Source organism: Moritella viscosa (genome assembly GCF_900120065.1).
In the GTDB taxonomy this organism is placed as follows: Bacteria; Pseudomonadota; Gammaproteobacteria; order Enterobacterales; family Moritellaceae; genus Moritella; species Moritella viscosa.
The window spans coordinates 24,336-39,922 of record NZ_FPLG01000152.1 but is presented as its reverse complement, the minus strand read 5'-3'; the positions used below and the strand labels follow the sequence as shown (position 1 = coordinate 39,922).

The following is a 15,587-nucleotide window of genomic DNA, read 5'->3' as shown; positions in this document are numbered from 1 at the left end:
GCTAAATCCTTTTATGCTAAATTGTTAAAAATTATTATTAGATCCTTATCTGAATAATTAAGTCTTGTCTGTAAATCAAAGTCTGTTCTTTTTATGTAATTACTTGTTTTTACGAAAGTACCGACTTTCAAGATTGTTCGATTGTCTTGTTTTAAAATTAAATGATATATCGCTTCATCAATAATAATTTCGACTTTAAACTCTTTACGATTTTTACTTAAATAGCGACTGATTGTTTTTGACTCTTTAATATCGTTTTTTGTTTTTGTTAATAAATCCATTTTCTTTTTTCCTTTATGTTTCATACAATTATACATATGCTCATATATAAGAGATTTGTAAAGAATAGAAGTCGTTATTGCTGTTGTGAATGGATTTTAGAGTGAGTTTTAAAGGTTTTTTATAATGAAATAGTTTTGGTTTTTCGTAAAAAAGAAGATTTTAATCTAATATTAAACAGATATAGAGAATTGTATTACTCATTTTTTATTGTTTTTAAAACACTAAAACGATAAAAAATCGAGTTGCGGTTTAGAGATCTTGTTTTTGTTTTTAATTTTAGTGTTAAGTTTCATCACTATTAGTCAGCTCATTTGTTATATTTTCGGTTAAGTGATTTAAGCTGTATAGCTATCGCTTTAATCATAAATTTACTGAATGATAGTTCTGTATAGCCATTGTCTAAAAGCTCCTTGTGCGGCTCTTTTAGAACGTCTGGTACGTTTCTTACTAGTGTATCTGAGTTTGTATTTGTGCAATTTGTATTGAAGGTTTTAATTAAACGGATATAGAGAGTTGTGTTACTCATTTTTCATTGTTTTGAAAACACTAAAACAATAAAAAATCGAGTTGCGGTTTAGAGATTAAAAACAAGATCTTATCAGAGAGCTTGTTCTTTAAGTTGTGTGTTAAGTTTAATTATGACTAGCAAGCTCATTTGTTATATTTTCTGTTAAGTGATTTAAGCTGTTTAGCTGTCGCTTCAATCATAAATTTACTGAATGATAGTTCTGTATAGCCATTGTCTAAAAGCTCCTTGTGCTGCTCTTTTAGAACGTCTGGTACGTTTCTTACTAGCTTATCTGTTTTTGTGTTTGTATTTTTATTTATGTTTTTATTTTCAGAGAATGGAGCATCTTGTGATGCTAATTCTGCAATTCTTTTTAAGTTTTTTACGTTGCTCATAATATTTCCTTTTTATAATTGAATTAGTGATTTAATTTATGCCACTAAAGTTTTAATTTCTGCTACTAGAGCTTTAATTTCTTTAGTCGATTTGTTGTGTTTATATGCTTTTAATTCTGTAACAGATGCACCACTTTCGATAGCTTTTTCAAAATCTACACGTTGACGAATAACTGTATTTAGTAGTTTGAAATGTTCAAACTCAGTAGAAATATATTCAAAGTCTTCAAAATTAGTAGTCGATGGATGAATACGGTTTCTTAAAATATGTACATTAATTTTACGTTTTACTTTTACCGATACAGCAGCAATAACACTATGAAATTCAATAAGTGAGCTATGTTCTAATGTGCTATTTTTGCAAGGAGAAATAATAAGATCAGCAGCAGCTATCACGACTCTATTTAATTCACTGTCATAGCCTCCGCAATCGACAACTATGTAGTTGTTTTTTGTTGATTTCTTTAGGGCTTTAATTAATTCTTTTTTATCTTTGGGATATTCAACATCTAGCTTTTCAAGTTCACTATGTTCTCTAAAATTTTCTATACATTTAAGCTGACCTCTGATGTCATTTTCTAATAATTTAGCTTTCAGTAAATGAGCTATAGAAGCCGCTGTAATTGTCTTTCCAATTCCGCCTTTACTCGTACCACCTATTGCAATAATCATATGTTTTTCCTTTTTTGTTTGATTTGCTTACCTACTGTATAAATTAACAGGACCTTATGATTTTGCAAGAGTAGATGTATATATATTTGTATATTCTTTTGATATACGTTTGGATATACGTTTGGATATACATTTGGATATACATTTGGATATACGTTTGGATATACGTTTGGATATACATTTGGATATACATTTGGATATGCATTTGGATATACGTTTGGATATACGTTTGGATATGCGTTTGGATATGCGTTTGGGTATGCGTATAGATATACATTTATTGTTTTTTAAAGGTGTCAAATTAAGTTTTTGATGTGTTTGTTTCGAGTTTATTATTTGGCAGAAAAGAAAGGTGTTTTGGTTGCTTTACGAAGGTATGAATAAAGTTTGATTGTTTTATTTTTTGAAATGATAAATGATAAATGATAAATGAATTTTAATGATTTACGGTTGTTGTCAATTATGACAATCAATAAAAAAGAGTTATCAAAAATGACAACCCCTTAATAGATTAAAATAAGGATTCTAGTAATTTGTATTCTGTTTTGAACAAATTGATCTAGTGTTGTCATATATGACAATGGAGGGTTAAGTTTTATTATTTTTAGTCATTACAGGTGTAAAGTCATTTATATCGAAGTTTTCCATATCCAGTTTCTGATAGATATTGTGAAGAATATTAATATTCCTATGACCTGTTATCAAAGATACAATATGTAGAGGAATGCCTAATTCTATGAGCGAACTAGCGGCATGACGGCGAATATCATGATACCTAATATCACCTAAATCTAGGGCTTTTCTTACCCTTTGCCAACCTGCTGTGACAGTTCTAGAGTTATGAGGGAATATAAGTAATGCTTTATCTTTATCCTCTGATTTTGGCTGTCTTTTAAGAATTTCAGCAGAATCACCAAGCAAAGGGATTATTGAATCATTTCCAATTTTGTTTGAAGGGGATTTTCGATTCCTGATTGTTAATGTTTTCTTTTCGTAATTGAAATCCTCCCAAGTAATCGAGGTGATTTCACTTATACGCATTGCTGTCAATATTGATATATCAAGTATATCTAAGTAAGGCGTAGTCGATGATCTATGAGATTGTCTTTTACGTAATCCCTCTCTCATTAGATCTAATTGATCTTCTGTGGGTCTTTTATCATTTCGATTACCTGAACGACCAATAAATTCATAATCTAATAGAAGTGGTATAGCTTCATCATGATAATCTAAGTTAGCATTAATCTTGTAAAATGCTTTTGCCACTTTCATAACAGATCTTAAATACGTTACATCATGATATACCGTTTGCGGTTTTGGTTGTGAAGGTTCATTTAAGCGAAATTTACAGTGTTCTACGAGATCACTTGCCCGAAGGTTACTTGCGATAATTGATGATATTTTATAGCGCAGTAGGGCTGTTAAAACATACTTTTTAGTTCTTCCGATGATTTTTGAAGTTTTTGGCACTTCTTTATATTTATCACCTTGTTCAATTTTTAATTGTTTTATTTTTTTATCTTCTTCTTCTTGAGTAGAGAATTCAGTTAAATATAAAGCTATAAGCTCTCCTATCGTAGCCTCCCTATATTTTTCTTCTTCTCTATATTCCCCTGCTTTAATCTTTGAGAATTTCTCATCAAGAGATAAACGCATTTTTTCAGACCAGAGAACAGCAAGCTTTTTATTCGTGAAAGTTTGACTTTTCTCTTCTAAAATCTTTCCTTTTTGAGTTAACCTTACTTTTGCACGAAAAGTTATTTTACCTGCACTAGATTTTCTCTTTTCTATATTCACTGATGCCATTATAATTACTCTTATATTCCGTGGGGTCAAAAGTAACAATTTGCTGGGGTCACTTTTGGGGTCAAATAATTATTAAAATGTATCATGATATGTAATAACAAGCAAAAATATACATTCAGATCTAGAGGTAAATAGCCATCAATAAGCCAAATATCAACAACTTAAAGTCAAACCCCATCTCCCATAAGTTTTCCGTTGCACCAATGTTGGATTGGACAGACCGTCATTGCCGTTACTTCCATCGCCTGCTGACCAAAAACACCTTACTGTATACCGAAATGGTGACCACTGGTGCCATCATTCACGGCCGAGGTGATTATCTTGCCTATAACCAAGAAGAGCACCCAGTGTCTTTACAGTTAGGTGGCAGCAACCCGTTAGATCTGGCACAAAGCGCTAAACTGGCACAAGAGCGTGGTTATGACGAAATTAACCTGAATGTAGGCTGTCCGTCAGATCGCGTTCAAAGTGGTAAATTTGGTGCCTGCCTAATGGCGGAACCTATGCTTGTGGCAGATTGCGTTAAAGCGATGCAAGACGTGGTAGATATACCAATTACTGTTAAAACCCGTATTGGTATTGATGATCAAGATTCGTATGAGTTTTTACAAACATTTATCGATACTGTTGCGGCAACGGGTTGTAATGACTTTACTTTGCATGCCCGTAAAGCATGGCTAAGTGGCTTAAGCCCGAAAGAAAACCGTGAGATCCCTGAACTTAACTATCAACGTGTTTACGATATTAAGCAGGATTTTCCGGGATTGTTTATTGCGATTAACGGTGGCGTAAAAACGTTAGCAGAGACAGAATCGCACCTTACGCATATTGATGGTGTGATGATGGGGCGTGAAGCGTACCATAACCCTTATTTATTGAGCCAAGTCGATGAACTTGTTTACGGTGCTGAGAAGTCGACTTATAGTCGTCATGATTATGCAGAAATGATGTTACCGTATATTGATAATCACATTCGTAATGGCGGGAGTTTAACGCATATTTATCGTCATATACTGGGGTTATTCCTTGGTCAGCCTGGTGCCAGAGCGTGGAAACGTTACTTGAGTGAACAAGGGCATAAAAAAGGGGCTGGTGTGGATGTTGTTGAAGCCGCGCTAAAGTTAGTTCCAAAATGCTAATGTATTGATTTTAAAGTTCAAAAATAAAAAGCTTATTATGATTTATATAATAAGCTTTTTTTTGCATAAATTTTTAGAACACGGTTACTTATTAAAAATGCTCTCATTTAGGCTAGTTTATTCAAGTGGTGTAAAAACTCTAATTCTAAGGGTTTAATAAAATAAAGATCCAAAATATGGTCATGATTTTGATTGTTAGGCCGATAAGCTATTAGGATTTTAAGGACGTTGTCCGATCTATAAGTTAGATCAAAGGGACTGGATTGGTATTGTAATAATACTATCAAACTAACTTGTAAACGCTACAGAGGTATGAAATGGGACTATCAACCCAACTAAAAATTAAGCATCAGATCGGCATTCTTTCGGCGGTTGTTGTCGTTAGTTTTTTAACTTATCTTTTTGCGAATATTCTCGTTGTAAAAGAAAATAAAGAACGTTTATCACAACTGTCTGCTATTTATTATCCAGTACTTGAAGCTGCTACTATTAGTAACAGTAAAATTGCTGAATTAACGCAAGCAATTGAAACATCTGTCACGATCGGCGATGAAGATATGCTACTGAGTGCAGATGATGTTTATATTGATCTGATTGCACAATTAGATTTAATTAACTCGATTCATCCTGATAAAAATCGTGAATTACTAATAATTAAAAATGAAGCAGCTGAATATTATAAATCAGCTAAATACTTAGCTAATGGTTTGATTAGTGGCACTATTTCTATTGATAACTTATCAGTGTTAGCTGAGAAAAATAGCCTTAAGTTAGAAAAATTATTGGCAGACCTTGGTCAATTTAAACAAGACAGTCAATCTGAGTTTACCGCATTAATTAATACCTCATTAGAGAGCTCTGATAGTAGCCGTAATAAAGGTGTTTTATTGGGTGTGGGTGTCATCATTTTAGTGTTAGCACTGTGTTATTGGTTAACAGTGTCGATTACAGGGAGCATTCGTAAAGTATCTGATTCTTTAAAAGAGATCGCGCAAGGAGATGGTGATCTGACGATACGTATTGATTACACTAATAAAGATGAAATCGGTGACTTAGTGTATTGGTTTAATCAGTTCTTGAATAAGCTCCATGGTAGTATCTCAGAAACTATCCAATCTATTGATTCGTTATCACAAGTGTCGACGCAGTTAGCGACATCAAGCAGCACGTCTAAATCTCGAATTCAAGAGCAAAGTAAGTCGATTGATCAGGTATCTCGCTCGATGAACGAAATGTTCGATACTGTCAGGCATATTGCTGATTATGCATCTAATGCTTCTTTAGAAGCGAGTAGTGCAAACAAGGAAGCTGAGACCGGAACAGTGGTTGTCGATAAGACCATTGAAGCCATACATGACCTCGCTAATGAGGTAAAAACAGCATCAAAAGTAATTGATGAATTAGACTCCCATACTAGCAATGTAGGGGTTATTCTCGACACTATCCGTGGTATCGCCGATCAGACCAATCTGCTAGCATTAAATGCGGCCATTGAAGCGGCGCGTGCGGGTGAACAAGGACGTGGTTTTGCTGTAGTTGCCGACGAAGTACGAACTTTAGCATCTCGCACACAAGACTCAACCCAAGAGATTCAACAGGTGTTGGAAGAATTGCAACGCGCTTCACGAGGTGCTGTGGAAGCGATGCAACGTGGGATGAATAAAGCGGAGATGGGCGTAGAGCAATCATCGAGTGCGAGTGATTCCCTCATCAGTATTTCGGGTAAAGTTGAAGCGATTCACGTAGTCAACGAGCAAATTGCATCGGCAACGGAAGAGCAAGCGCAAACCAGCAAACTAATACATGGTTATATCGATGAAACTCATGCGATAGCAACACAAGTATCCCAAGATACCGAAGTACTTGACGAGATAGCAGGTGCTATTGAAGTTGCAACACAACAATTAAGGCAAGCAACAAATCAATTTAGTGTGTAGTGAGTAACGACAGTTTGCTTGCTACACAAAATTTCTAAGGAGAGAAATTTTATGAGTAAGCAAATTGCTACTGATAGACCAATCATTTTATCAAAAACAGTACCAATCGTAAGATCAAATTTATTACAAAAAACCACTGCCAACTATCCTTAGCCGCTTGTATTTCAGTAGCGCTATTCTCAATCAGAGACGGACTTTCGTGATTGAAATGGCTGACGAGAGCGGAATAAAGTATGAATTTCATAATAAAGTCACTCATAAAAATAGGAACGATTATTTTAATGCAGTAGGCTCTTGTTTTACATTTCGTTTACTTCATTTATACATATTAATGTTTGAGTATAATATTCAGGCTAAATGTTAACCCATAGAAGTAAAACGCAATAAGTTCAACTTAATCGTTCACAATCTCATAACAACTTGTCTCTGTGTGATCTATGTCACGCAAGTAAATTCGATAAGAATTAACAATCCCGTCATACTAATGAGCTAATTGATTGATATCGAATTTATATTTTTATGGCGACTTGCTGAGAAATTCAATATGGATAAAATGTTTAATACAAGGAGTGTTTTGATGAAAAAAATATTTATCATGCTACCGCTGGCCGTTGCCTGCGCTTCGCAATTTGCGACTGCGGCAACAACGGATGCACAGCGTCTTGCCCAGCTCGAACAAGAACTTGCGATCTTACAAGAGGTGAGTTCTTATGATTCGTTATCTGATCGGATGACCGTTAATGGTTTTTTCACTGGTAAAGTAGGTGTTGCTAGTAACGATGCTGGATATAATGGATACGATAAAGATGCTGATTTCTCTGAAGGCAGCAAACTTGGTCTGCAAGGTTCGTTCGCACTAACTGAGCAAACAAAAATTGTTGCTCAGTTAGTTGCTCGTGGTAATGATGATTGGTCTACCGAAATGGAATGGGCATTTTTAAGCCATGATTTTGATAATGGCTTTGTCACACGTATCGGTCGTCTGCGTGTGCCACTGTACATGTATTCTGATTATCTAGAAGTGGGCTATGCACAACCTTGGGCAACGCCTCCAAGTGAACTTTACAGTATTGTGCCACTGTCATCTTTTGATGGTGTTGATGCTATTTATGATTTTGATTTTAGTGATGTTGCAGTCACACTACAAGCAAGCTATGGCCATGCTGATCGTGATACGGGTGCGCTTGGCGAAGTTGACTACAAAGATATTCTCGGTGCTTCAGCATCATTTTCTTATGAAGAGTGGGTGTTCCGTACGACTTATTATCAAACCACACTTGATAGTAAGAACGGAGCAAGCTTTTTTGATAAAGAAGATAGCTATTTTGCTGGTATTGGTCTGAGTTATGATGACGGTTCACTACTTGCTATCTCTGAGTTTGCGGTTTCTGATGTAGAAGGTAATTATTCAGATACTAAATCTGGTTATATTACCCTAGGGTACCGTATTAGTGATTTCACTCCCTATGTGAGTTATGCTTTCCTTGAAACAACAGATGATAGTGAGAGAGCCCCTGGATACGAATCAAGCTTTAACTGGAAGCGTAATGCTTACAGCATTGGTACGCGTTATGACATTAACTCAAACCTCGCATTAAAAGCCGATGTTACTTATGCAACTAATTTTGGTGATACCTCAGGTGGTATGACTCCAAATATAGCTGATAGTAACGACGATACTATCGTTTACACCATTTCATTTGATGCCGTATTTTAAGGAGAACTTTGATGAAATTATTAGCTAAAGTTGCCTTAACAGCAGCATTGATATCTGGCGTAGCACAAGCGGGTGTTGTGGTTATTGCTAACCCAACAGGCCCTGACTCGTTATCGAAATCACAAGTATCTAAATTATATTTAGGTAAGTCGAAAAAATTACCAAACGGCGCAAAAGCTGAAGTGATTGAGCAAGCGACAGGTAGCTTTATCCGAGGAGAATTTCACGCAAGTGTTACTGGTAAGAGTGACTCACAGTTACAAGCTTATTGGTCTCGTTTAATATTTACTGGTAAAGGCAAGCCGCCGAAGACAATTGGCTCATCAGCATTGATCAAAAGCCAAGTGGCGTCACGTGCTAACGCGATTGCTTATATCGATTCGTCAGAAGTCGATGATTCAGTAAAAGTGGTCTTTACACCTTAATTGTAATGTCTAATTGTAAATGCCAAACCTTAGGTTTGGCATTTTTTTTGGGTAAAATTTAATGGCATGAATATTAAAAGCAGAGTATTCTTCACTCATCATAATTAAAGAGATTAACCTAGTGGATTTTGAAAAAGAATTTGCCGAACTGAAAGTCGAAGCTGAAGAGATCATTGATAACTTATTAGAAGATGGCAGTGATCCTGATGCTGTGTATTCAATTGAGCATCACTTTGCTGGGGATGATTTTGCACAGTTAGAAAAAGCCGCTATTGCTGCATTTAAACTGGGCTACGATGTATCAGATCCTGAAGAAGTTGAACTTGAAGACGGACAAACAGTATTCGCCTTCGATTGTATTGTTGAAACTGAACTTGATATCGATACGATCACGCGTGATATCGAAGCGTTACTTAAAATGTCTATCGAACAAGACGTTACTTATGATGGTTGGGGTACTTACTTCGAAGAAGACGCCTCATAGTACTTACATTATAGTACTGGCATAGACAGCGTTGTTTCTGTGTGTTGTAGATAAGTCATATTATTGTGTGTGGCATGGTGTTTTTTGTACCATAGACAAAATTTGTCGCTCGGTAACGGGCGACTAAATAAATACCCCTGAAGTTGATCACATTGTTGTGCTTGTAGCCATTCCATTTGTGATTCTTCCTCGATTCCTTCTGCTGTGACTGTAATGTTTAATTCTCTTGCTAGGCTGATCACAGAGCGTGTTATTGCTGTTGTCGTTTTATCTATTTCTAATTCATCCACAAAAGATTTATCTATTTTTATTTTATGTGCAGGCATATTTTTTAGATAAGACAATGAACAATAACCTGTACCAAAATCATCAATAGAAAGACGCACGCCGAGTTTTATTAATTCTTCTAGCATTTGGTCTGCGGTCTTGTTTGATTCCATTAGGGCGCTTTCAGTGACTTCTATTTCGAGCCGGTGTGCTGGTACCTGGTAATAGTCGATGCAGTATTTAATTTTATTGATGAGCTGTGGATCATTAAATTGAATCGGTGACAAGTTGACGGCCATAAAAATATCGATATCGTGAGCACGCCATTGGGCTAATTGCTGGCAGGCTTTTTCTAATACGACTTCACCAAGCTGCCCAATTAAGTTATTTTTTTCGGCAAGCGCAATGAATTTAATCGGCATAATAAGCCCTTGTTCAGGATGATGCCAACGCGCAAGCGCTTCAACACCCAATACAACTTTGGTTTTACTATCAATAATGGGTTGGTAATATAAGTCGATGTTCTTCTTTTGTATGGCGTATTTTAAGTCTTCTGTCAGTCGTCTTTCTGCATCGGCATGTGCTTCTAAGACGGGATTAAACAAACTGTAGCTCTGCTCTGGGTGTTTACGTGAACGCTGTAAGGCTTGTTCACTGCAAGTCAGCAGTTGTTTGGTATTTTGAATACTGTAAGGGTAATTGGCTGCGCCAATGCAAATGGCCAGATCAATAACATGCCCTTGAATCGCAATTTTTTTGTTAAGCCTATTTGTTAATGTATTACATAAATCATCAAGTTGCTTAGAGCTACTGACTTGATCACTAAGAATCGAAAATCGGTCACCTTGAATTCGTGCTAAGTAAGCATGTTCAGGTGCTATTTTTTTTATTGCCTCGCCGACATAAAATAGTACTTGATCCCCAATATCGGTACCATGATGGCTGTTTATATATCCCAGTTTTTTGATATCGATGAGTAGCATACCCCACTTAGAATCTGATTTTATTTTATCGAGTTTTTTCAGAAACGTGGTGCGATTTAATAGGTTTGTGAGTTGATCTTGTTTCGTTAATGTATCAATTTTTTGCAAGGTAATACGGCGCTCTTTCATATCGCGAGATATACTGACCGTCCCGACTAATTCATTATTTTTAATGACTGGGTGCTTATGTACATCCACGTATACGTCTCGGCCTTCGAGTGTGAACTCCATCTTATAATTGACACTTTTATAATTTGGTTTGAGTTGACTATCATAGCTGATACTTAATTTAGCTGTTGTTTCAGGCAATAATTGTCCAATGGTTTTACCAATCACATCGGCTTTTTTTTTGTTGGCCAACTTAAGTGCGGCACGGTTGCACTCGACCACACGTCCTTGCATGTCTTTGTATATGACAGAATCTGGCAGGGCATCAAAAATAGAATTAAGTAATGCGGTTTTTTCTTGCAGCTTCTGCTCGGAACGAAATTTACTGGAGACATCCACGGCAATACCAAGTAAGCCAATGATTTCACCTGTTTTGTTTTTAAGGGGAATCTTGGTTATTTCATATTGACCATCGCCGTATATGGTTTCCATGGTCATTTTTTTTGCAATGACACTACGCCCGTATTTTAACGCTTGCTGGTCGGTTTGATAGAGTTCGTCGTTGGGGAGTTTTTTTTCTTTGAATGCAGGTTTTAGCTGAACGTCTGTTTTGCCTATAATGAACTGTTCGGAGGGGAGATCAAATAATTCCAGACAGTGTTTATTACAACCAAGGTATTGACCTTTGGTATCTTTCCAAAAGATACCAATAGGTAAATGCTGAATAGCGGCAATTAATACGTGATTCAGCGGATCCTTGTTGCCCATAATCTATCACTCCATTCCTTGGTGTCGACATTTATAGTTAAGCGATGTTGTCTTCCATAACCATAACTCACTGTTATTAACAAATATGTTACATTGTATGTCGAGGGATGGAAACGTTTTTGCGGGAAAGGCATAGGTAATTGTGACGTTGATTTAGTATTTAGCGGAATCTAAAAATAATAAAGGGAAGGCTGAGTGTTCAACCTTCCCTTTGTAGGTAAGTACGATGTTAACGATTAGATCGATTCAATTCGTGCTTTCTGTGCTTTGAATTTAGCAATTGTATTTTCAAATTCAGCTTGTTTCTCACGCTCTTTCGCGATAACAGCTTCTGGCGCTTTACCAACGAATTTTTCGTTGTTTAGTTTGCCTGCAACACGGTCTAAGTCTTTTTGTACTTTTTCCATTTGCTTGTTGATACGCGCAATTTCAGCATCTTTATCGATTAGACCAGCCATTGGAATTAAGATTTCCATGTTGCCTAATAATGATGTTGCTGAGATTGGTGCTTCTTCATTTTCGCTAAGTAACGTGATTTTTTCTAGTTTTGCTAGTGAACTTAGGAACTGTTGATTTTCGTCTAGGCGACGTTGTTCTTCAGTACCTACGTTTTTAAGCAAGATAGAAATTGGCTTGCTTGGGCTGATGTCCATTTCGCCGCGAATGTTACGGATAGCGATAATGAATTGTTTCACCCACTCAAGATCTTGCATTGATTGTGCATCAACTTTAGCCGCATCATATTCAGGGAATGCCTGTAGCATGATTGTTGCGCCTTCGGTGTGTTTACCTGCAAGTGGTGCAACACGCTGCCAAATCTCTTCAGTGATGAATGGCATGATTGGGTGCATTAAACGTTGTAACTCTTCTAGAATTGTTACTAGCGTATGACGCGTAGCACGCAGTTGTGCTTCAGTGCCGTGTGCGAATACAGGCTTAGTTAATTCTAAGTACCAATCACAAAATTGGTTCCAAGTGAATTCGTAAGCAATGTTTGCAGCCAGATCGAGACGGTAAGTATCAACTGCTTCACGGTATGTCTTGATAGTTTCTTGGAATTGACCTTGGATCCAACGATCCGCTAGGCTGAATTCCATGTCGCCGCCATTTTGGCCGCAATCATGTTCTTCTGTGTTCATTAATACGTAACGGCTTGCATTCCATAGTTTGTTACAGAAGTTACGGTAACCGTCAAGGCGCTTCATATCCCAGTTAATGTCACGACCAGTCGATGCCATTGCTGCTAATGTGAAACGTAGTGCGTCAGTACCATGAGCTTCGATACCGCCTTCAAATTCTTTACGCGTTGCTTTTTCAATTTTCTTAGCAAGTTGTGGCTGCATCATGTTGCCAGTACGTTTTTGTACTAATGACTCAAGGTCGATACCGTCGATCATGTCTAGTGGATCAAGTACGTTACCTTTTGATTTTGACATTTTATCGCCAGCTTCATCACGTACTAAGCCTGTCACATAAACCGTTTTGAATGGTACTTGTGGTTTGCCGTTTTCATCTTTGATGAAATGCATAGTCATCATGATCATACGTGCAACCCAGAAGAAGATGATGTCGAAACCGGTTACCAGTACATCACTTGGGTGGAACACTTTAAGATCTTGTGTTTGCTGTGGCCAGCCTTGCGTTGAAAATGTCCAAAGCGCAGATGAGAACCAAGTATCAAGTACATCGTTATCTTGGCGTAATTCTACTTCTGGACCAAAGTTGTTTTCTGCACGAACTTCTGCTTCGTCACGACCCACGAATACGTTACCTTCGTTGTCGTACCAAGCTGGAATACGATGTCCCCACCAAAGTTGACGAGAAATACACCAGTCTTGTACGTCGTTCATCCACGAGAAATACATATTTTCGTATTGTTTTGGTACGAATTGGATTTCACCGTCTTTTACTGCATCAGTGGCTACTTTCGCCATTGGACCAACACTTACATACCATTGGTCTGTTAGTAGTGGCTCAATCACAACGCCACTACGATCGCCATAAGGTACTTGTAGTGTATGTGGCTCAATTTTTTCGAGTAGGTCAAGTTCTTCAAACTTAGCAACGATTGCTTTACGAGCAGCAAAACGCTCCATGCCTTGGTATTCAGCAGGGATAGTGAAGGTTAGTTCAGTGTTTTCTGTACCGTCTGAGTTGATGATTTCTGCTTCTTCACGGATATCTGCATTTTCAGTTAGGATGTTGAACATCGCTAAGTTGTTACGCTTACCAACTTCGTAATCGTTAAAATCGTGGGCTGGTGTGATCTTCACACAACCAGTACCTTTTTCCATATCTGCGTAATCATCAGCAACAATTTTGATGCGACGGCCAACGATTGGAAGAATGATATCTTTACCAACAAGCGCCGTATAGCGTTCGTCTTTCGGGTGCACTGCAACCGCAGAGTCACCTAGCATTGTTTCTGGACGTGTGGTTGCTACAACGATGTAATCTTTACCGTCAGCGGTTGTTGCACCATCTGCCAGTGGGTAGCGGAAATACCACATGCTGCCTTGTTTTTCTTTACTCTCAACTTCAAGATCAGAGATGGCAGTGTGGAATTTTGGATCCCAGTTTACCAGGCGCTTACCACGGTAAATCAGATCTTCTTTAAATAGGCGTACGAATACTTCTTTTACTGCTTCAGACAGACCGTCATCCATAGTAAAACGTTCACGATCCCAATCTACCGATGTGCCTAAACGACGCATTTGGCGAGTGATGGTACCACCTGATTCATTTTTCCAATCCCAGATCTTGTCAATGAACGCATCACGGCCATAATCGTGGCGTGTTTTACCTTCTTCAGCTGCAATCTTACGTTCAACAACCATTTGTGTTGCGATACCGGCGTGATCAGTACCCACTTGCCATAACGTATTGTTACCTTGCATACGCTTATAACGAGTTAGCGCATCCATGATTGTTTGTTGGAAGGCATGACCCATGTGCAGGCTACCAGTGACATTTGGCGGTGGGATCATGATGCTGTATGCATCTTTAGTTAGATCGCCGTTTGGCTTGAAGTAACCTTGCTCTTCCCAGTTTTGGTAAAGCGATTGCTCAATGGCTTGGGGATTGTATATTTTTTCCATAGGTCTGCTTTCTAATTCTCAATGGTTGATTGATTATTCGGCGTTCACAGTTAACAGTTGTAACCCTGTTTGACGATAATGTTTATAACGTTCTCGAGCTTGTTGTTTTAGCCCGTCTTGATGCGGTACAAAATCGATAATCTGATTAAAGTTGACTGCAAATTGCGGTGTCTGGTCGTGCAGGTTGATTAGTACCTGATAGCGATGACGGGGCGGTTGAAAACCGATTTCAACGGGCGCGCCATTACGTGGACCTTCACCTTGTAAATTATGTGGTACAAAACTGCTTGCATCTAATTGCCAAAGGTATTCGTCAACCTGATTGGCTGCCGATTCATCGTTGGTGTGAATATAGACGCGTTGTCCTTGCTGATAAAACTCACCAGCTAGTTTACAGGCAAGTTCATGATGCTGCGGCATACTCGCCGCAACGCCATTTTTAGATTCTTGCATAATATAAAAAGTGACTTTTTTCATCTGTAGTTTTGCGCCAATGACTGAGTCATTTACCAATTATAAATATAACAGCACATAGTATCACAAAGGATAGTGATGAAAAATAGAGTTGTCGGCGGGAATACTGTGTTTTGTGTTATTTACGGGAATTAATACTAAACCAAGTCTGTTCCTTAATGTTGAGGGAGACGTTAGAGGGCTAACTCAACCTCGTTGATCTGAATTGTCGGTTCGATGTTAGTATAATTTCTTACATCATCTTGTAATTTTTCGGCGTGAGGAATAAAGGCGGCCATGAAGTTTTCTAAGGTATCGAAATAGTAATGGCACATTGCGACATAAGTTGAATCGATAGTGTTAGATATATCGATACCGCGTTCCACTTTTACGCCTTTAAATCCTTCTGCGTTTGATAATATCTTAATCGACATTGGCATATGGATATTAAGATAATAGTCAAAATCGAAGTGGTAATTGTCCATTTTTTCATAAATACTAGCGATGTTTATCATGATATAACCTTAATATCCTTATTAATGGCA

General features: G+C 37.5%; 13 protein-coding genes. 5 read left to right on the top strand and 8 right to left on the bottom strand.

Translation table 11 applies throughout. The features are described from left to right. Window positions 1-11 precede the first annotated feature (11 nt). The 4 genes from BT797_RS22085 to BT797_RS22065 form a co-directional block, all read right to left on the bottom strand. Window positions 12-281, bottom strand: coding sequence for a hypothetical protein (locus BT797_RS22085; RefSeq protein WP_075473554.1), 270 nt, complete (start codon window positions 279-281; stop codon window positions 12-14). A gap of 652 nt (window positions 282-933) precedes the next feature. Beyond that, the gene (locus BT797_RS22080; RefSeq protein WP_075473553.1) at window positions 934-1,185 is read right to left on the bottom strand and encodes a hypothetical protein; all 252 of its coding nucleotides are present in this window, start codon (window positions 1,183-1,185) and stop codon (window positions 934-936) included. 36 nt (window positions 1,186-1,221) lie between these two features. Continuing rightward, window positions 1,222-1,857, bottom strand: a complete 636-nt coding sequence (locus BT797_RS22075; protein WP_075473552.1) for a ParA family protein — start codon at window positions 1,855-1,857, stop codon at window positions 1,222-1,224. Window positions 1,858-2,445: 588 nt separating this feature from the next. After that, the gene (locus tag BT797_RS22065) at window positions 2,446-3,663 is read right to left on the bottom strand and encodes a tyrosine-type recombinase/integrase (RefSeq protein ID WP_075473551.1); all 1,218 of its coding nucleotides are present in this window, start codon (window positions 3,661-3,663) and stop codon (window positions 2,446-2,448) included. A gap of 137 nt (window positions 3,664-3,800) precedes the next feature. On the opposite strand from BT797_RS22065, the gene dusA reads away from it, so the two are divergent. The 5 genes from dusA (at window position 3,801) to rraB (ending at window position 9,365) form a co-directional block, all read left to right on the top strand. Then, window positions 3,801-4,802 (top strand): tRNA dihydrouridine(20/20a) synthase DusA, encoded by a 1,002-nt coding sequence (dusA, locus tag BT797_RS22060; RefSeq protein WP_420271333.1) that lies wholly within the window; start codon window positions 3,801-3,803, stop codon window positions 4,800-4,802. A 317-nt stretch (window positions 4,803-5,119) separates the two neighbouring features. Next, on the top strand, window positions 5,120-6,739 hold the full coding sequence (locus tag BT797_RS22055) for a methyl-accepting chemotaxis protein (RefSeq protein ID WP_075473549.1): 1,620 nt from the start codon (window positions 5,120-5,122) through the stop codon (window positions 6,737-6,739). 577 nt (window positions 6,740-7,316) lie between these two features. Then, window positions 7,317-8,456, top strand: coding sequence for a hypothetical protein (locus BT797_RS22050; protein WP_045111977.1), 1,140 nt, complete (start codon window positions 7,317-7,319; stop codon window positions 8,454-8,456). 11 nt (window positions 8,457-8,467) lie between these two features. Next, complete coding sequence (locus BT797_RS22045) at window positions 8,468-8,881, top strand: type 2 periplasmic-binding domain-containing protein (protein WP_067046153.1); 414 nt, start codon at window positions 8,468-8,470, stop codon at window positions 8,879-8,881. Window positions 8,882-9,002: 121 nt separating this feature from the next. Further along, on the top strand, window positions 9,003-9,365 hold the full coding sequence (gene rraB, locus BT797_RS22040; RefSeq protein ID WP_045111975.1) for a ribonuclease E inhibitor RraB: 363 nt from the start codon (window positions 9,003-9,005) through the stop codon (window positions 9,363-9,365). A gap of 8 nt (window positions 9,366-9,373) precedes the next feature. On the opposite strand, the gene BT797_RS22035 is transcribed toward rraB, so the two are convergent. From BT797_RS22035 to BT797_RS22020, 4 genes are all read right to left on the bottom strand, one after another. Next, window positions 9,374-11,491 carry a sensor domain-containing protein gene (locus tag BT797_RS22035; protein WP_075473548.1) on the bottom strand — a complete coding sequence of 706 codons (2,118 nt, stop codon included), beginning with the start codon at window positions 11,489-11,491 and terminating at the stop codon, window positions 9,374-9,376. Between the two features lie 236 nt (window positions 11,492-11,727). Next, entirely contained in the window at window positions 11,728-14,589 is a 2,862-nt protein-coding gene (locus tag BT797_RS22030; RefSeq protein WP_045111973.1) for a valine--tRNA ligase, read from the bottom strand. 33 nt (window positions 14,590-14,622) lie between these two features. After that, window positions 14,623-15,066 carry a DNA polymerase III subunit chi gene (locus BT797_RS22025; RefSeq protein WP_045111972.1) on the bottom strand — a complete coding sequence of 148 codons (444 nt, stop codon included), beginning with the start codon at window positions 15,064-15,066 and terminating at the stop codon, window positions 14,623-14,625. A 170-nt stretch (window positions 15,067-15,236) separates the two neighbouring features. Further along, window positions 15,237-15,557 carry an EthD family reductase gene (locus BT797_RS22020; RefSeq protein ID WP_045111971.1) on the bottom strand — a complete coding sequence of 107 codons (321 nt, stop codon included), beginning with the start codon at window positions 15,555-15,557 and terminating at the stop codon, window positions 15,237-15,239. Window positions 15,558-15,587: the final 30 nt, after the last annotated feature.